The sequence below is a fragment of the Bifidobacteriaceae bacterium genome, from assembly GCA_031281585.1.
GTDB lineage: Bacteria > Actinomycetota > Actinomycetes > Actinomycetales > WQXJ01 > JAIRTF01.
In genome coordinates this window covers 1-15,257 of sequence record JAITFE010000031.1, presented here as the reverse complement: position 1 = coordinate 15,257, position 15,257 = coordinate 1, and the positions used below count along the sequence as shown (strand labels likewise).

The window sequence follows — 15,257 nt, the reverse complement described above, 5'->3', positions numbered from 1 at the left end:
CGCGCCCGCGCAGCAGCTTTGGTGATGGTGCCACTCACCTTCGTCGGTGGACTGGACGGGATGGTGACATCAGTCGGGTGGCGGGTGATCGGGGACTCGCTGGGCGGGTTTGAGCAGCAGGCTTGGGTCACCACCGCTTTCCTGGCGGGCGGGGCCGCGACCATCCCGTTCTGGGGACGCCTGGCGGACACGCGCGGGCGGCCACAGCTCCTGGCGGCGGCGCTGATCCTGTTCGCGGTGGGCACGGCGGGGTGCGGCATGGCCCGGTCAATGCTGGAACTGGCGGCCTGGCGTGCGCTTCAAGGCGCCGGAGGCGCCGCGGCCTGGCCTGTCGCCCAGGCCTTTGTGCATGTCGCCATTCCTCCCAAGGACCGGGGACGCTATGTGGGCTTCTTCACCGCCGCCTATGTGGCGGGCGTGGCCGTGGCGCCGTTGGGAGGCCTGATCGCAAGCGCCGGACAGATCGCCGGAGTGGCCGGTTGGCGTTGGCTGTTCTTCGTCCAGGTGCCCGTCATAGTGGCCAACCTGGCTGCGGTCTGGGCAGCGCGGCGTCTCCCCGACCAGCGGACCGCAGCGCGGATTGACATGCGCGGGGGGGCCCTGTTGGTGTTGGGGGTGGGGGCGTTGGCGCTGGCGCCTCAGTTCGCGCGTGATTTGAGCGGCGCCAACCCGACGGTGTTGGTTTGCATGGGGGTCGCGTTTGGGGCGTTTGGCGCGTTCTACTTGTCGGCGCGGTCTGCGGGCCCGCGGTCTGTCCTTCCCCTCGCCATGTTGCGGGGTCCACAGTTCCGGCGGGGTCTGCCCGCCCTCATGCTGGGGTACTTCGCCACCGCCGGGGTCGCCTATGTGTTGCCGCTGTACTGGCAGATTTCACGTGGCGCGTCCCCCGCTTTGGCCGGTTGGCTGATCTGGCCGCAGATTCTGGGTACCCTGGCGGGGAGCTTCGCCGAGAGCGTCTTCATGTCTCGAACCGGCCGCTACAAGCTTCAGTCCGCCGTTGGGTTCGGGCTGATGACGGTGGGGATAGCGGCGGTCGCGCCGTTGGGTTACACGGCGCCTTGGCCCTTGGCCGGCCTGGCGGTTTTCCTCTACGGCTTGGGCGTGGGCCTGGCTTTCGCGCCGCTGGAGGTGGCCCTTCAACGGTCGGTGCCGCCCGCCGAATACGCCACCGCCTCCGGTGCGACCGCCCTGGTCAAGAGCATGGTTTTGACGGTCGGTGCCTCCGTTCAGCTAGCCGTGCTGTTCGCCGCCGCCCAGGCCCGAATCGCCGCGCAAATGCGGATTGACGGCACCGCCTTGCCGCCCGGGGCAGTGTTCGACTTGGGCCACACGGCCGGGCTCGCGGAATTGCCGGGGCCGGTGCGCCAGTCAATTGAGACCGGCTTCGCCACCGCCGTGGGGTTGGACTTGGCCGGCTGCTGCCTGGCCGCCCTGCTCGCATTGGCGGCGGTCTTGCGCGTGCCGGAGGAACGCTTCGAGGCGGGAACGCGCCGGCGGGCCCGCAGAACCGCCCGGTGATCGGCGGACGCATGGGCCGGGCGGCGGCCGGAAGCGCCAACCTTGGGCGGGGCTGTCATGAGGCCGGGTTCGGCGGCGCCGACCACTTCGCTGGACGCGCATACGCCCAGGGCCCGTCGAGCACCGTGTCCGGGAGTTGGGCCCGGCGGATCTTGGCTTCCCCGATCACGAAGGACGCCGGCAGGGCGGCCTGGATGCGTTTCGAGACGCGTCCCGGAGGGAACCCGCCGACCAGGCGCACCCCAGGGGCGGCGGCCTGCGCGATCCGGATGGCCGGCAGGTAGTCGGCGTCCCCGGACACCACCAGCGCGTCGTCCATCCGCGCCAGGACCGCGTCGGCCACGAGTTGGGCGCCGACGTGGACGTCGGTCTCCTTCTCCTCGTAGACGACCCGTTTGTGCCCGCAGTTCTCGCACAGGTGCGAGCGGCGCTGGTAGCGGCCGGTTTGGATCCTCAGCTCGGCCGGGTTCGCGGCCGCGAGGGCTTTGAGGTAGTTCTGCTGACGGGACTGGGCGTCCGGCGATTCGACCGTCATCGCGGTGTAGTAGTTGACGCGCACAAGGTCGCTGGCCGGTCTCAGCGAGCGGACGAGCTCCACCACGTCGAGCCACAGCCAGCGGTGCCCCATCGTTTGACGCAGGCCGTGGTAAAGGTTCAGCCCATCGATATAGGCGATCAATCGTCGCCCGGGCACCGGGGGTCCTTGTCTCTGTCGCGGCTTCGCGCCCCACCTGAAGGGGCGGCTGGCCTGGTAGCCTACCGGTATCACCACCACGTTCGAGAGAGCGTGGCCCGACGGCCCTCCGAATGGGAGGGCCGTTTTTTTCTTGCACTCCCTGAGCTTCCCGACCCGATGGATCAGCCAGCTCCTGTTCCGCCAGCCGCCAGCGGTTCGTGCGAGGCATCTCCCCTGACACGCTCGGCTCGCAACTCGACCCTCGGCGGACCGAATGACGAGGTCACCGAACTCGCGCGACCTTCGACGGGCTGCGCGCCAGACTCGGGCTGGCGCTGGTCGAATCGATCGCCAAAGGCTTCAACCGCCAACTCGACATCGACGCCCGCCGGGAAGGGGAGCTCACGGCGCGGCTGATCCTGCCCGCAGCGCGGGTCGCCTCACGCCCCTGAACTGGATCCGGGCGGCGCGGGCCGAGGACGGCGGGGTCTAGCCGACTCCCTCGCCGAAGCGGTGGCTTAGCGTCAACGGCCAGGCCCATTCCAGTTTCTTCCGGAAGCTGGTTCTTGGACATATCCGGGGCCGCCCGCAGCCGGTTTCCGCCAGGGCGGGTGGGCGGGGCGGGGCCAACTGTGGGAGCATTCCTGCCTGTGGATTCGCTGCGGGGGAAAAACGGTTTCAGTTTCGAGGTGCGCACGCGCCTGGTTGGCGCCGAGGACGGCCAGGTGGACGCCCTTGGGCGGACCGGGGTGATCCGGACGCCGCACGGGGAGATCCTCACGCCCGCGTTCATCCCGGTCGGGACGGCGGCGGCGGTCAAGGGGGCCACGCCGGAGCAGATGGCCGCGCTTGGGGCCCAGGCGTTGTTGGCCAACGCCTACCACCTTTACCTCAGGCCCGGCGCGGACGTGGTGGAGCAGGCCGGGGGGCTTGGGGCCTTCATGAATTGGCCGGGGCCGACCTTCACCGACTCGGGCGGGTTCCAGGTGCTGTCGCTTGGCGCCGGGTTCAAGAAGGTCCTGGCCATGGACACCGCCGGCTTGGCCGACGACGAGGTGATAGCCAAACGCTCGGAACGCCTCGCCAAGGTCGATGACGACGGGGTCACCTTCCGGTCGCACCTTGACGGGTCGAAGCACCGGTTCACCCCGGAGGTTTCGATGCGGGTTCAGCACCAACTGGGCGCGGACGTCATCTTCGCTTTCGACGAGTGCACCACTTTGATGAACACCCGGCCCTACCAGGAGCGTTCGCTGGCGCGGACCCAGGCCTGGGCCGAACGGTGCCTCGCCGAGCACGCCCGCCTGACGCGAGCGCGGGCGGGCCAGCCCTATCAGGCGCTGTTCGGCGTGGTCCAGGGAGCCCAATTCGAAGACCTGCGCCGCGAGGCCGCCCAAGGCCTGGCCCGGCTGACGGAAGACGGGGCTGGGTTTGACGGCTACGGCATCGGCGGCGCTTTGGAGAAGGAAAACCTGGCGACCATTGTGGGCTGGGTCTGTTCGGAACTGCCCGAATCGAAGCCGCGGCACCTGCTGGGCATCAGCGAGGTTGACGACCTGTTCGCGGCGGTCGAGGCGGGGGCGGACACCTTCGACTGCGTGGCGCCGTCGCGTTCCGCGCGGCACGGCGCGGTCTATTCGGCGGACGGCCGCTACAACGTGATCCGGGCGCGGTTCGCGCGGGACTTCGGGCCGCTGGACCCCGAATGCGACTGCTACACCTGCCTCAGCTACTCCCGCGCCTATCTCCACCACCTGCTGCGGGCGCGGGAACTGCTCGGCTACACGCTCGCCACGATCCACAACGAACGGTTCATTGTGCGACTGGTCGACTCGATGCGCGCGGCGATCGAAGACGGTGGAGCGGCCGCCTTCGGCCGCCTCCGCGACCGATTCCTCGCCCGCTACTTCGGGGACGGCGGCGCCGGGCAGCGCGACGGCTAGGCGGCCCCGGCGCTCGGCCCTGCGCGATATTTGGAAACGTCGCCGCTGGTGGGCCCCGCCGCCCGCGCGGCGCCTTGTGTCATTGGCCAGCGCGGGCGCTAGGTTAGAGGTGAACGACTGAGGATTCCCCTTCTCAGCCGCCTAGTCGAAAGCCACACAGTCATGACAGTGCCTCCTCCGCCAACTGCTGGCCCCGACCCGACGCGGCCCCGGCCGACGCGCGCGTCCGGGCAGCCGGAGACCGCGTTCGCGCCCGTCCCGCGCGGCGGCGGGCTCGTTCCGCCCCCCGGCGCCCCGCCCTTGGGCCCGTCTCCTTATTCGGGGCAACCGTATGCCGGGCAACCGTATGGAGGGCAACCGTCCGGCGCGGGCGGCAATGAGATTCCGGGGTTCTACGTTGGCGCGGCTCCCGTGCAACCGCCCGACCCTGCAGGCCCGGCTTCCTCTTCCCCGCTCTACGCCGGCCAACCGGCGGCCCAACAGGCCGCGCAACCGGGCCAGCCACCAGAGCCCGGTCCGCCCGGACCGCCGGGTTCCCCGCGCAAGGCCAAGCCGCTCTTCCGGCGGCCCTGGTTCTGGATCGCCGTGCTGGGGGCGTGGGCCGCCTGCGTGGCCGGGGCTTTTGCTCTGACCAGGTCTGACGACAACTCCGCAGCAGACAAACCGAGCGGCGGGGCGACGGCTGCGACTTCGGCGCCGCCTACCGAATCCGAAACCGCCCCTGCTCCTCAGACGGGCGGCGAGCCGGTGCAAGGCACCCGAGACAACACCCTTGCGACCGAGGTGTCGCTGCCGTCTGGCACGTACACCGTGGGAGTCGAAATATCTCCCGGCCACTACGCGATCACCACCGATCCGGACGACACGGGCAACCTCCGCATCGAATCCCCCGCCGACCCGCTCAAAGCCGTCGAACTGCTCGGCGAAGGCGAGTTCAAGCTGGGCGCCGCGAAATACGTCACCGACCTGGCGGAAGGCGACTTGGTGCATTGGGAGGGCGTCTCCCCGATCACCCTGACCCCGGCGGAAACCAAGCTGGCGACCAACGTCACGCCAGGAAACTACGTGGTTGGCCTGGACATCCCGGCCGGGAGTTACGAGGTCGCGGTGGTCGGGGAATGGTCTGGCAACTTGAGGGTTTACTCGCCGGACGGGGTGCCCGTGGTCAACGAGATAGTGAAGCCCAAAGCCGATGACGTTCCCCCAGTCCAGGTCACCTTGGAGAACGGCCAACGGGTGGACGTGTCCGGCGTGACGTCCCTCAAGTTTGAAGCCCCGTAGCGGCTCGGGTCCCGGCGGCTGGGCCCAACTAACGCCGGAAGAACTCCGGCCGACCAGGCTGGGCTGGCTCGCGCGGCTGGGGGGCGCGCATTCTGGGGCCGGGCAGTCGGCGCCGGGGTCACGTCACGGCCGCCGGCGCGTCCAGGTCCCGCAGACGTCTTGACATCAGCCCCAGTATGGCCACGCCCACCACAGCGGTGCCGCTGACGGCGAACCAGGTGGTGAGTCCCAGACGCTGGGCGCCGAAGCCCGTGAAGACCAAACCGACTGGTGCCGCCAGGGTGATGACCGTTTGGAACAAGCCGGTCACCCGGCCGAGCAGTTCCGGCGGCACGCGCTTCTGCGTGGCAGCCAGGAGCGGAGCCGTGAACATGCCGATCGCGGTCGCCATGATCCCGGCCAGCACGGCGAACACGGCGAATTGGCCGGGTTTGAGCAGGCCGCACGCGGCTTGTCCCGCCCCGAGGGCCAAGGTGGCGGCCAACGCGATCCGCATAGGCCGGCGGCCGCCGCCCCACACCACCAGCGCCGCGGAGCCGACCAGGAGGCCGACCGACCAGACCACCTCCACCAGCGAGGCGTGATACCCGCCGCCTTCGAACACTTGGTACACCATCAGCGGGAACAGCGAACCGGCCGGCATTGCGATCAGCATCACGGCGGCGCAGAAAAGAATCAGGGCGCCAAGCGAGCGGTCGGCGGCGAAGGCCGCCAGGCCCTCGGCGAAGTCGGCGAGCGGCTTGGTCTTCGGCCGTTGGCTCAGGCGCGGGACTTTGGCTCTCGCCATGGTCAGGCAGGCGACCGCCGCGCCTGCCCCATCAAGGGCCAACACGCCCGCGAAGCCGAGGGCCTGGTAGAGGAAGATCCCCAGCACCGGGCCCACAATGCCGGCCAAGGCGATCAAGGTCTGGCTGAGCGAGTTGATCCGCACCAGTTGCGACTCCGGCGCCATGGTCGGCAACGCCGCCGTCAGCGCGGGCGAATGGAAGGCCTGGGCGGCGCCCCTGACGGCCAGGAAGGCCAGCAGCACACCGATCGGCGCTTCGAAGTAGAAGACGATTGCGGCGATGGCCAGGGACAACACGCCCACGGTCGAGTCGGCGGCGATCATCAGGCGTTTGCGGTCGAACCTGTCTGCGGCCAGGCCGCCGATTGGGCTGAGGATTCCAGTGGGCGCCAGCGCCGCAATTCCGGCTACCGCCAGATAGAGCGCCGAGCCGGTGGTGGCGGTGATGTGCCACATGGCGGCGAAGCTGGCCGAATAGGTGGTCAGAATCGAGACGGCCTGGCCGGACCAGATCACCGTGATTGCGCGCCGCCAGCCCGGCTGAGGCGATCCCGGTGATTCTGTGGATTGTGCGGCCTCAGGCGCACGCGCGTCGGGTGCCAGTTCCGGTCGGGCCGGGTCGGCGCTCCCCCCGGCACGGGGGTCGGCTGCGGTCCGGGCGTTGTCGCCCTGCGGCGCCGCGCGGCGTTCGGCCTCGGTCTTCGGTCGCGCCATTTCACGTGTCATGACAGTTCTCCTCCTTGTCGCGGCAGCCCCGACGCCGCTGATCGGCGCGGGCTGAGACGTGTTGCGGTCCTTTCAACAGCGACCCTAAACTGTGGGGTAACCACACAGTCAACAGGCGTTTCGCTTGCGGCCCGAGGAGGCGCCATGGCCGAATACTTGCTCCGGACCGGGGAGTTCGCCCGCCTTTGCGGCACCACCAAGGAGACGCTGCGGCACTACCACCAGGTCGGGCTGCTGCACCCCGCCGTCACCGACGCGAACGGCTACCAGCTATACCTGCCGGTCCAGGTCTCCGATTTCTTCTTCATCAGCGCGCTGAGACGGGCCGGGCGCTCCTTGGCGCAAATCCGCGACTACTTGGCGGCTCCGGATCCGGACGCCCTCCGCGCGGTGTTGGCCGACTGCGTCGCGGCGCTGGAGGTCGAAAAACGGGAGATCGCCCGCAAGCAGCGCGCGCTGCGTGGCACTTTGGCGCGCTTGGAATTGCTCGATGCCGCTCAGCGCGGTCCCAGCATCACCGTCGAGTGGTGTGAGGCGCAGCCTTTCATCCAGACCCGCGTGACGCCGCCCAAGGCGGCCGAAGCCGCCGAGCCGCCCGGCGGCGCGCCGGCGCACCCGGCCACCGACGAATGGAGCCTGACTTTGATCCAGGCGGTGCGGAACCACATCGAATACTGCCAGTCCCTGGGGCAGGAGGTGGAGTTTCAGACCACCTACCGGATTGGGCGCGAAGCCTTCGTCAAGGGGGACTACCTCGAGGACTTCTCCCTGTGCAGCCCCGCGCGAGGCCGCTCCAAGCCGGCCCGGCTGCATGTCAAGCCCGCCGGCACTTATCTGAAGCTGCTGCGCCAGTTGACGCTGGACCCGGATGAGTTGGAGGGTTCGGACGATCTGCTGTTCGCCGCCTACGCGGAGCTCAAAGACTACGCGGCCACCCACGGCTATCGAATCGCGGGCGACGCCTACGAGACGGAGTTGTCCATCTACACCGGCGCGCTGGAGGGCATGGTGGCATCCCAGATCGCGGTTCTGGTGGGTCCGGAACGGGGGGAGGCTGGTGAGGTGGACGGCATCGGGTAATGTATGGCGGGCGAACGCCCCCCGGCGACCTGAAGCGTCGCGGGCGGGGCGAGCCGTCCGGAGGTGTCGCCTAGTGGCCTATGGCGCACGCTTGGAAAGCGTGTTGGGTGCAAGCCCTCGGGGGTTCGAATCCCCCGTTCTCCGCGTGGATGATGCACAATTGTCATTAGTTGCAGGTTTAACTGATGCAGAAGTGCAACGACGCATTAGCTTGGGGCAAGTCAACGATTTTCGTCAAAAATCTTCGCGCTCTTGGTTGAGCATTTTACGTTCAAACGTTTTAACTATTTTCAACTTTTTGCTGATAGGCTTGACTTTAGTTGTTTTGGTTACTGGTTCTTATCCCGATGCTTTGTTTGGGTTTGTAATCATTGTAAATTCAATTATTGGTATTCTTGTGGAATATCGAGCCAAACGAACTTTGGATAAATTATCGGTGTTGTCAACCAACCAACAGTCTGTGATTCGCGATGGTGTTGAAAAGCCTATCAGTTTTGATCAAATCGTGTTGGATGATATTTTAGTTTTACGATCCGGAGATCAGATCTTGGTTGATGGAAAAGTTTTGCAATCTCAAAGTTTGCGAGTTGATGAATCTCAACTTACGGGTGAGTCAGATGAAATTGACAAAAAAATCGACGATCAGTTGTTTTCGGGTTCATATGTGACCTATGGCCAGGGAATAGCCAAAGTTATCGCAGTTGGCGCTGATAGTTTTGCCAATCAAATTTCTAACCAATCCAAACAATTCAAATTAGCCCCGTCTGATCTACGCGATGGAATTAATGCTATTTTGCGTTATATTTCATTCGGCATAATTCCATTGTCACTCCTAATGCTTTGGTCGCAAGTTCGGGCGGTTGGGGGGTGGGAACTGCTATTTACGACCGATCGTTGGCGCGAAGCCTTAGTTTTGACTACTGGTGGGATTGTAGGTATGATCCCTGAAGGACTGGTGTTGCTGACTTCTTTGAATTTTGCTTTGTCTTCAATTATTTTAGCGCGTCAAAAAGTGATGGTTCAACAAATGCAAGCTGTTGAAACTTTAGCTCGGATTGACGTGTTGTGTCTCGATAAAACTGGTACGATTACTACTGGAGAAATTAGATTAGACGACATTATTTGGTTAGATGAATTAGCGAACAGTCCAGTACGCCAAACTTCTACTCTAATCAACCGAGGGCGCAAGGACGGAAAAGAAACTTCGGTTTACCCAAATGAAACCGCCGCCGGAGATTTCAAACCGTCTCAGTCATACAATGAAAACAGTCAATCATTAGGGATTTCAGCTTCATCCTATAAAAAACTCCAAGCTTTATTCACTTTGGTTTCTCAACCCGGATCTAATCAAAGCGCCCAAGCTATTGCTCAGGGTGTGTCCAAGATATTATCCTCAACCAAATTTGAAACATCAGATTCTCAAAATTTTGACACATCCATTGTCTCGGAGTTGTCAGACGTACCCGCCCAAAGAGCTCAAAATCAAGCCAAACCAAGTTCTCTGACTATGAACGGCAGCTTGCCAGCCCCAGTGTCTAACCAAACCGTTCCAAATCATCAATTACTCATCACTAATTACGCTCCGTTTGATTCTGTAAAAAAATCAAGTTCAGGCACAATTGACGGTGTAACATATACTTTAGGCGCGCCAGAATTTTTATTGAAAGAAGTTCCTGATTCTAAAATTGCTAATCAGGTAGAGGTTTTACAAGCAGCAGGATTTCGGGTGATTCTTTTTCAGGCTGGTCAACAAAACTTAGCGATTATTAAATGCTCGGAAACTATTAGGGACGACGCTAAAGCTACCATCAGTTATTTTTTGGAGCAAGGGGTGCATCCAGTGATTATTTCGGGTGATTCTGAAAAAACGGTTCGAGCGATAGCTAATCAAGTGGGGGTAGAAGAAATTTATACGCGAGTAACCCCGCAACGGAAAGTGGAATTGGTACAAAATTTTCAAATGCAAGGTAAAGTGGTCGCAATGACTGGCGACGGCGTGAATGACGCTTTAGCTTTGAAAACTGCTGATTTGGGCATCGCTCAAAAAAACGCTTCGGCTGTGACTAAATCTGTTTCTGAATTAGTGTTATTAGACGGAAAATTTTCGCATTTACCTGAGGTTGTCGCGCAAGGCCGACGCGTTATGGCCAATATGGAAAGAGTGGCATCTTTGTTTTTGGTTAAAACTTTTTATAGCGTAATTTTAGCAATTTCCACCATTGTTTTTTCGGTTGATTACGTATTTTTACCTCGACAAATGACTATTGTCAGTGCTTTAACTATTGGAATTCCAGCTTTTTTCCTGGCTCTTCCAGCAAATTCGACAAAATACACTAGAGGATTTTTGAGACGAGTATTAAAATTCAGCGTACCTTGGGGAATTGGCATCGGATTGGTGGTTTTTGGTGTGTATTTTTATTTACTTCAGTCTAGTTCAATTTTCAATCCTCATGGAATGGCCACAATTTGTATTTTTGGGTTAGCTTTTTTAGTACTCATGTTGAAATCCCGTCCGTTGTTGTCATGGCGGCTGGGAATGATCATTGGATTGATTTTACTATCATTCTTGCTCTTTTATCTGCCTTTGTCTCAAGCCATTTTAGAGCTAGGTTTATTTTCATGGTAAAGTTATCTGAATTGGTCCCTAAATCTTGGAGTGAAGAACTGCGAAAATTTCTTGTATATCAAGAAGTCAATTTAGGTCTGTCAACCAATTCAGTCAGAGCTTATCAAGTTGATTTGGAGCAAGTGTTGAGTTTTTTAGCGAGAAAACATATTCAAGATTGGAACCTAGTTTCAATTGGTAATTTACGCGAGTGGGTTTACGGCTTGAGTGATTTTGAACAACGTTCGACAATTGCTCGTAAAATTACCTCCGTAAAAAAATTTTGGTCTTGGTTGTCTAAGAATCATTTAGTGGAGAAAAATGTAGCATTGCGTTTACGTAGCCCCAAATTAGCTGAAACTTTACCGAAATTATTAAGTCAAGGTCAAATTCAAAAGTTATTCGAATTTTTATATTGTCAGCTACATCAGTCTGGCCAGAATGTTGTTCTTCCAGACGACATTTCGAAGACAACCCCATTTTTCCCCAAAACTGATGAAAATCAGCCATTGACCGAGCCTAGTGTAAAGATTTATCAAACTTTAGCGATAATCGAGTTATTGTATTCAACTGGCTTACGCGTCGGCGAGTTGGTGTCATTGAATATTGAGGATTTGCATCCGGAAAGCGCTTTGATTCGAGTGGTTGGCAAGGGGAACAAAGAGCGTTTAGTTTATTTTGGGGAGCCAGCAGATTACGCTTTACGGGCTTGGCTGGGCATAAGAGTCAAGGTTCGAGGTGCATTGAATCTGAATAGTCCTTTGTTTATTAATTGTTTTGGGCGAAGGATTGGTCAGCGGCAAGTTAGGAGTGTAGTGCATAGTACGGCTTTACAGGCCGGCGTGCCTGATATTTCGCCGCATAGTCTAAGACATAGTTTCGCGACCCACATTTTAGAAAATGGTTCTGATATTCGTTCAGTTCAAGAATTATTGGGTCATACTTCTTTGGCTACTACTCAAAAATATACGCATCTTTCTACGGTTCGGTTACAAAAAGCGTATGATTTAGCTTTTCCAAGAGCGTGAATTGACACCCATTAGCAAGCTCAGCTGCTGGTAAACTATATATTGGAGGAATTATGACTCATAAAGATTCAATGGACGGCAACACAGCCGCAGCTCACGTAGCATACGCATTCACCGAAGTCGCAGCGATTTACCCAATCACGCCTAGCTCAACTATGGCCGAATTGGTAGATGATTGGGCTGCGCATGGGTTGAAAAACGCTTGGGGAGATATTGTCGATGTTCAAGAAATGCAATCGGAGGCCGGCGCGGCCGGCGCGGTTCATGGAGCGCTTAAAGCTGGCGCTCTCACGACAACTTTCACGGCTTCGCAAGGCTTACTCTTGATGATTCCTAACATGTATAAAATCGCTGGCGAATTATTACCGACCGTCTTTCACGTTTCAGCTAGAGCCTTAGCGGCGAACGCACTTTCGATTTTCGGAGATCATTCGGATATCAATGGCGCTCGGCAAGTAGGGTTCGCGATGATTTGCGAAGGCAGTGTCCAAGAAGTCATGGATCTTTCGCCCGTAGCCCATTTCGCAACCATGAAATCTCGAGTTCCTTTTGTTAATTTTTTCGATGGTTTCCGAACCTCCCACGAGATTCAAAAAATTGACGTTTGGGATTATGATGAATTGAAGCCTCTGTATCCGGTCAAAGAATTGGCGGAATTTAGGGCTCGTGCGCTTTCCAGCGAACGGCCAATTATCGGCGGAACGAACCAAAATGGCGATACTTATTTCCAGCAACGCGAAACTGTCAACCAATATTATGAGGATGTTTCGGAGATCGTGCGCCATTATATGCAGGAGATTAATAAATTACGCGGGACTGATTATGACTTATTGAATTATTACGGTGCTCCAGACGCAACGGAAGTGATCGTAGCTATGGGTTCAGTCACGCAGATAATTGAACAAACAGTGGATTATTTGAACTCCAATGGACGTAAAGTTGGATTAGTCAATGTGCGTCTCTATCAGCCCTTTCCGCAAGCTGATTTTCAAGCTATTTTACCTAAGACTGTCAAAAATATTGCTGTATTAGATCGGACTAAGGAGCCTTCGGCGATTGGAGAGCCGCTTTATCAAGATATTAAAACCATTCTTTACGGCAGTGAAATCAAGATTATTGGTGGTCGTTACGGGATTGGCTCTAAGAATGTAGTGCCTAACCAGATTGTGGCCGTTTTCGATGAGTTGATCAAACCAGCTGACCAGCAAAAAGAACGTTTTACTGTCGGTATTAACGACGATGCGACTAAAACTTCTTTAGAATTAGGGCCAGATTTAGATTTAGTCGAACCTGGAACTTTCCAAGGGAAATTTTGGGGTTTCGGTTCAGACGGAACTGTGGGCGCCAATAAATCTAGCTGTAAGATTATCGGTAATCATACTGATAAATATGTGCAAGCTTATTTTGATTACGATTCCAAGAAATCCGGCGGCCGTACCACCAGCCACTTGCGTTTTGGCGACTTACCAATTCGTTCTACCTCGTTGATTGACAGCGCCGATTTTATTTCTTGTTCTTTGCAGAGTTACGTTTATCAATATGATGTAATCGCTGGAATTAAAGAAGGCGGAACTTTCTTGCTGAATACAGTTTGGGAAGATTCTGAGCTGGACGAAAAACTGCCTGCCATTTTGAAACGTCAGTTGGCTGAAAAACATGTGAATTTTTACACTATCAATGCTATCAAATTGGCTCGAGAAGTTGGATTAGGCGGTCGGACCAATACGGTTTTACAAGCGGCGTTTTTCAGTTTAAGTAACATCATCCCTTACGATGAAGCTGTGACTTATATGAAAGAAGAAGCCAAGAAAATGTATGCCAAGAAGTCCATGGACATTGTGGAAAAGAACTGGGCGGCTATTGATCGTGCGACCGAAAGTTTGCATAAAGTTGAGGTTCCAGCTGAATGGGCCCAAGCGACCGGCGAGGGTTTGACTGAATTCCCTACTCCGGATTCGGTGGGCGTAAACTCGAAACAATATATTGAAAAAGTTTTGACTCCGGTTTTACGTCAAGCTGGCGATTCAGTTTCAGTCCAAGACATGATCGACACAGGCATGTTGGATGGCACTATCCCGGTCGGAACTGCTTCGATTGAAAAGCGTTCAGTTTCAGCTTTTGTGCCGCAATGGTTGCCTGAAAATTGTATTTCTTGTAATCAATGCTCATTCGTCTGCCCTCACGCTGCTATTCGTCCGTTTTTGGCTGACGAAGAGGAGATGAAGGCCGCCCCCGAAGGTTATATTGTAAAAGATTTACGGGGTTCGGACGGTTTAAAATATCGGATTCAAGTTTCGATTGAAGATTGTACCGGATGTGGACTTTGCGTTGATGTTTGTCCAGCCAAAGAAAAAGCTCTAATCGCGACGACTTATTTGGGTCAAGAAGATCAAATCAAAAATTGGGCTTTCGCTATGACTTTGAAAGCTAAGACCAACCCAGCCAAACTAGAGTCAGTTTTAGGTTCACAATTCGAAAAGCCTTTGTTAGAATTTAGCGGGGCTTGCGCTGGTTGCGGCGAAACCCCTTATGTAAAACTGTTGACGCAATTGTTCGGTTCGCGCATGGTGATTGCAAACGCGACTGGATGTTCGTCAATTTGGGGAGGAGCTTTCCCGAGTTCGCCGTTTACAACTGACCATAATGGATACGGTCCAGCTTGGTGTAATTCACTTTTTGAAGACAATGCTGAGTTCGGTATGGGTTTGCAAGTTTCGCGGAAAGTACGCCGGAATAAATTGGTCAACAAGATCAAAGACGTGGTTGGCTATGATCCAGGCTGCCAACCTATGGCGATTACCGATGTTACTCCGGAATTGAAAGCCGTTTTTGAACAATGGCTGGAAGGTTACGATGATTCCAATGGGAATCGCGAACGCGCGGAGAATTTGAAACGCGTGTTGCGTCCTGTCGTTCAAAATTCTAAAGATCCGACATTGTTGGAGATCTGGGAGAATAGAGAGTTGTTAGTTAAAACCAGCCAATGGATTATTGGCGGTGACGGTTGGGCTTATGACATTGGTTACGGCGGACTTGATCATGTGATTGCTTCGGGCGAAGATGTAAATATTTTAGTTTTCGACAACGAAGTCTATTCAAATACGGGCGGGCAGCGCTCGAAGGCTACGCCGGCGGCTGCGATTGCTAAATTTGCTGCGGCAGGAAATCGCGGACATAAAAAAGATTTGGGTCAAATTGCTATTGCCTATAAAAATGTTTATGTTGCGCAAATCGCCTGGGGAGCTAACCAACAGCAAGTAATCAATGCCTTCAAAGAAGCCGAAGCATTTCATGGGCCATCTGTGATTATTGGTTATACAGCTTGTATCTTGCATGGTCTGCAAGGCGGAATGGGTCACGTTATTGAAGAACAAAAAGAAGCAGTTGAAAGTGGTTACTGGGCTTTGTATCGTTATAACCCTGAATTGTTGGAACAAGGCAAAAACCCCATGAAGCTGGATTATCGTCGTCCTGATTTTTCCAAAACTGAAGAATTTATGATGAAACAAACCCGGTTTTCTGCACTTAAAACTATCGAACCCGAATTGGCCGAATCTTTGTTCGCTAAAACCGTCCAAGACGCTAAAGACCGATTCGACACTTACAAGTTTGA

9 protein-coding genes and 1 tRNA gene are annotated in these 15,257 nt (G+C 56.8%); 8 read left to right on the top strand and 2 right to left on the bottom strand.

The window, feature by feature from the left end; translation table 11 throughout:
* Window positions 1-24: 24 nt before the first annotated feature.
* On the top strand, window positions 25-1,518 hold the full coding sequence (locus LBC97_03240) for an MFS transporter (GenBank protein MDR2565071.1): 1,494 nt from the start codon (window positions 25-27) through the stop codon (window positions 1,516-1,518).
* A 55-nt stretch (window positions 1,519-1,573) separates the two neighbouring features.
* On the opposite strand, the gene LBC97_03235 is transcribed toward LBC97_03240, so the two are convergent.
* Window positions 1,574-2,212: an NYN domain-containing protein gene (locus LBC97_03235; protein ID MDR2565070.1), complete on the bottom strand. Its 639-nt coding sequence runs from the start codon at window positions 2,210-2,212 to the stop codon at window positions 1,574-1,576.
* A 671-nt stretch (window positions 2,213-2,883) separates the two neighbouring features.
* Here LBC97_03235 and tgt point away from each other — a divergent pair.
* Together tgt and LBC97_03225 are read left to right on the top strand one after the other, a co-directional pair.
* Window positions 2,884-4,137 (top strand): tRNA guanosine(34) transglycosylase Tgt, encoded by a 1,254-nt coding sequence (gene tgt / locus LBC97_03230; protein MDR2565069.1) that lies wholly within the window; start codon window positions 2,884-2,886, stop codon window positions 4,135-4,137.
* 411 nt (window positions 4,138-4,548) lie between these two features.
* Window positions 4,549-5,418, top strand: a complete 870-nt coding sequence (locus LBC97_03225) for a hypothetical protein (protein ID MDR2565068.1) — start codon at window positions 4,549-4,551, stop codon at window positions 5,416-5,418.
* A gap of 118 nt (window positions 5,419-5,536) precedes the next feature.
* Here the strand turns inward: LBC97_03225 and LBC97_03220 are convergent, their stop codons facing one another.
* The gene (locus LBC97_03220; GenBank protein MDR2565067.1) at window positions 5,537-6,931 is read right to left on the bottom strand and encodes an MFS transporter; all 1,395 of its coding nucleotides are present in this window, start codon (window positions 6,929-6,931) and stop codon (window positions 5,537-5,539) included.
* A 144-nt stretch (window positions 6,932-7,075) separates the two neighbouring features.
* On the opposite strand from LBC97_03220, the gene LBC97_03215 reads away from it, so the two are divergent.
* From LBC97_03215 to nifJ, 5 genes are all read left to right on the top strand, one after another.
* Complete coding sequence (locus tag LBC97_03215) at window positions 7,076-8,011, top strand: MerR family transcriptional regulator (protein MDR2565066.1); 936 nt, start codon at window positions 7,076-7,078, stop codon at window positions 8,009-8,011.
* A 59-nt stretch (window positions 8,012-8,070) separates the two neighbouring features.
* Window positions 8,071-8,155: transfer RNA gene (locus LBC97_03210), tRNA-Ser, on the top strand.
* A gap of 1 nt (window position 8,156) precedes the next feature.
* Window positions 8,157-10,637, top strand: coding sequence for an HAD-IC family P-type ATPase (locus LBC97_03205; protein MDR2565065.1), 2,481 nt, complete (start codon window positions 8,157-8,159; stop codon window positions 10,635-10,637).
* Window positions 10,631-11,644, top strand: a complete 1,014-nt coding sequence (locus LBC97_03200; protein ID MDR2565064.1) for a tyrosine recombinase XerC — start codon at window positions 10,631-10,633, stop codon at window positions 11,642-11,644. The genes LBC97_03205 and LBC97_03200 overlap by 7 nt, the downstream gene beginning before the upstream one ends.
* A gap of 53 nt (window positions 11,645-11,697) precedes the next feature.
* Window positions 11,698-15,257: pyruvate:ferredoxin (flavodoxin) oxidoreductase (gene nifJ / locus LBC97_03195; protein ID MDR2565063.1), on the top strand; the 3,560-nt coding region annotated here is incomplete at its 3' end.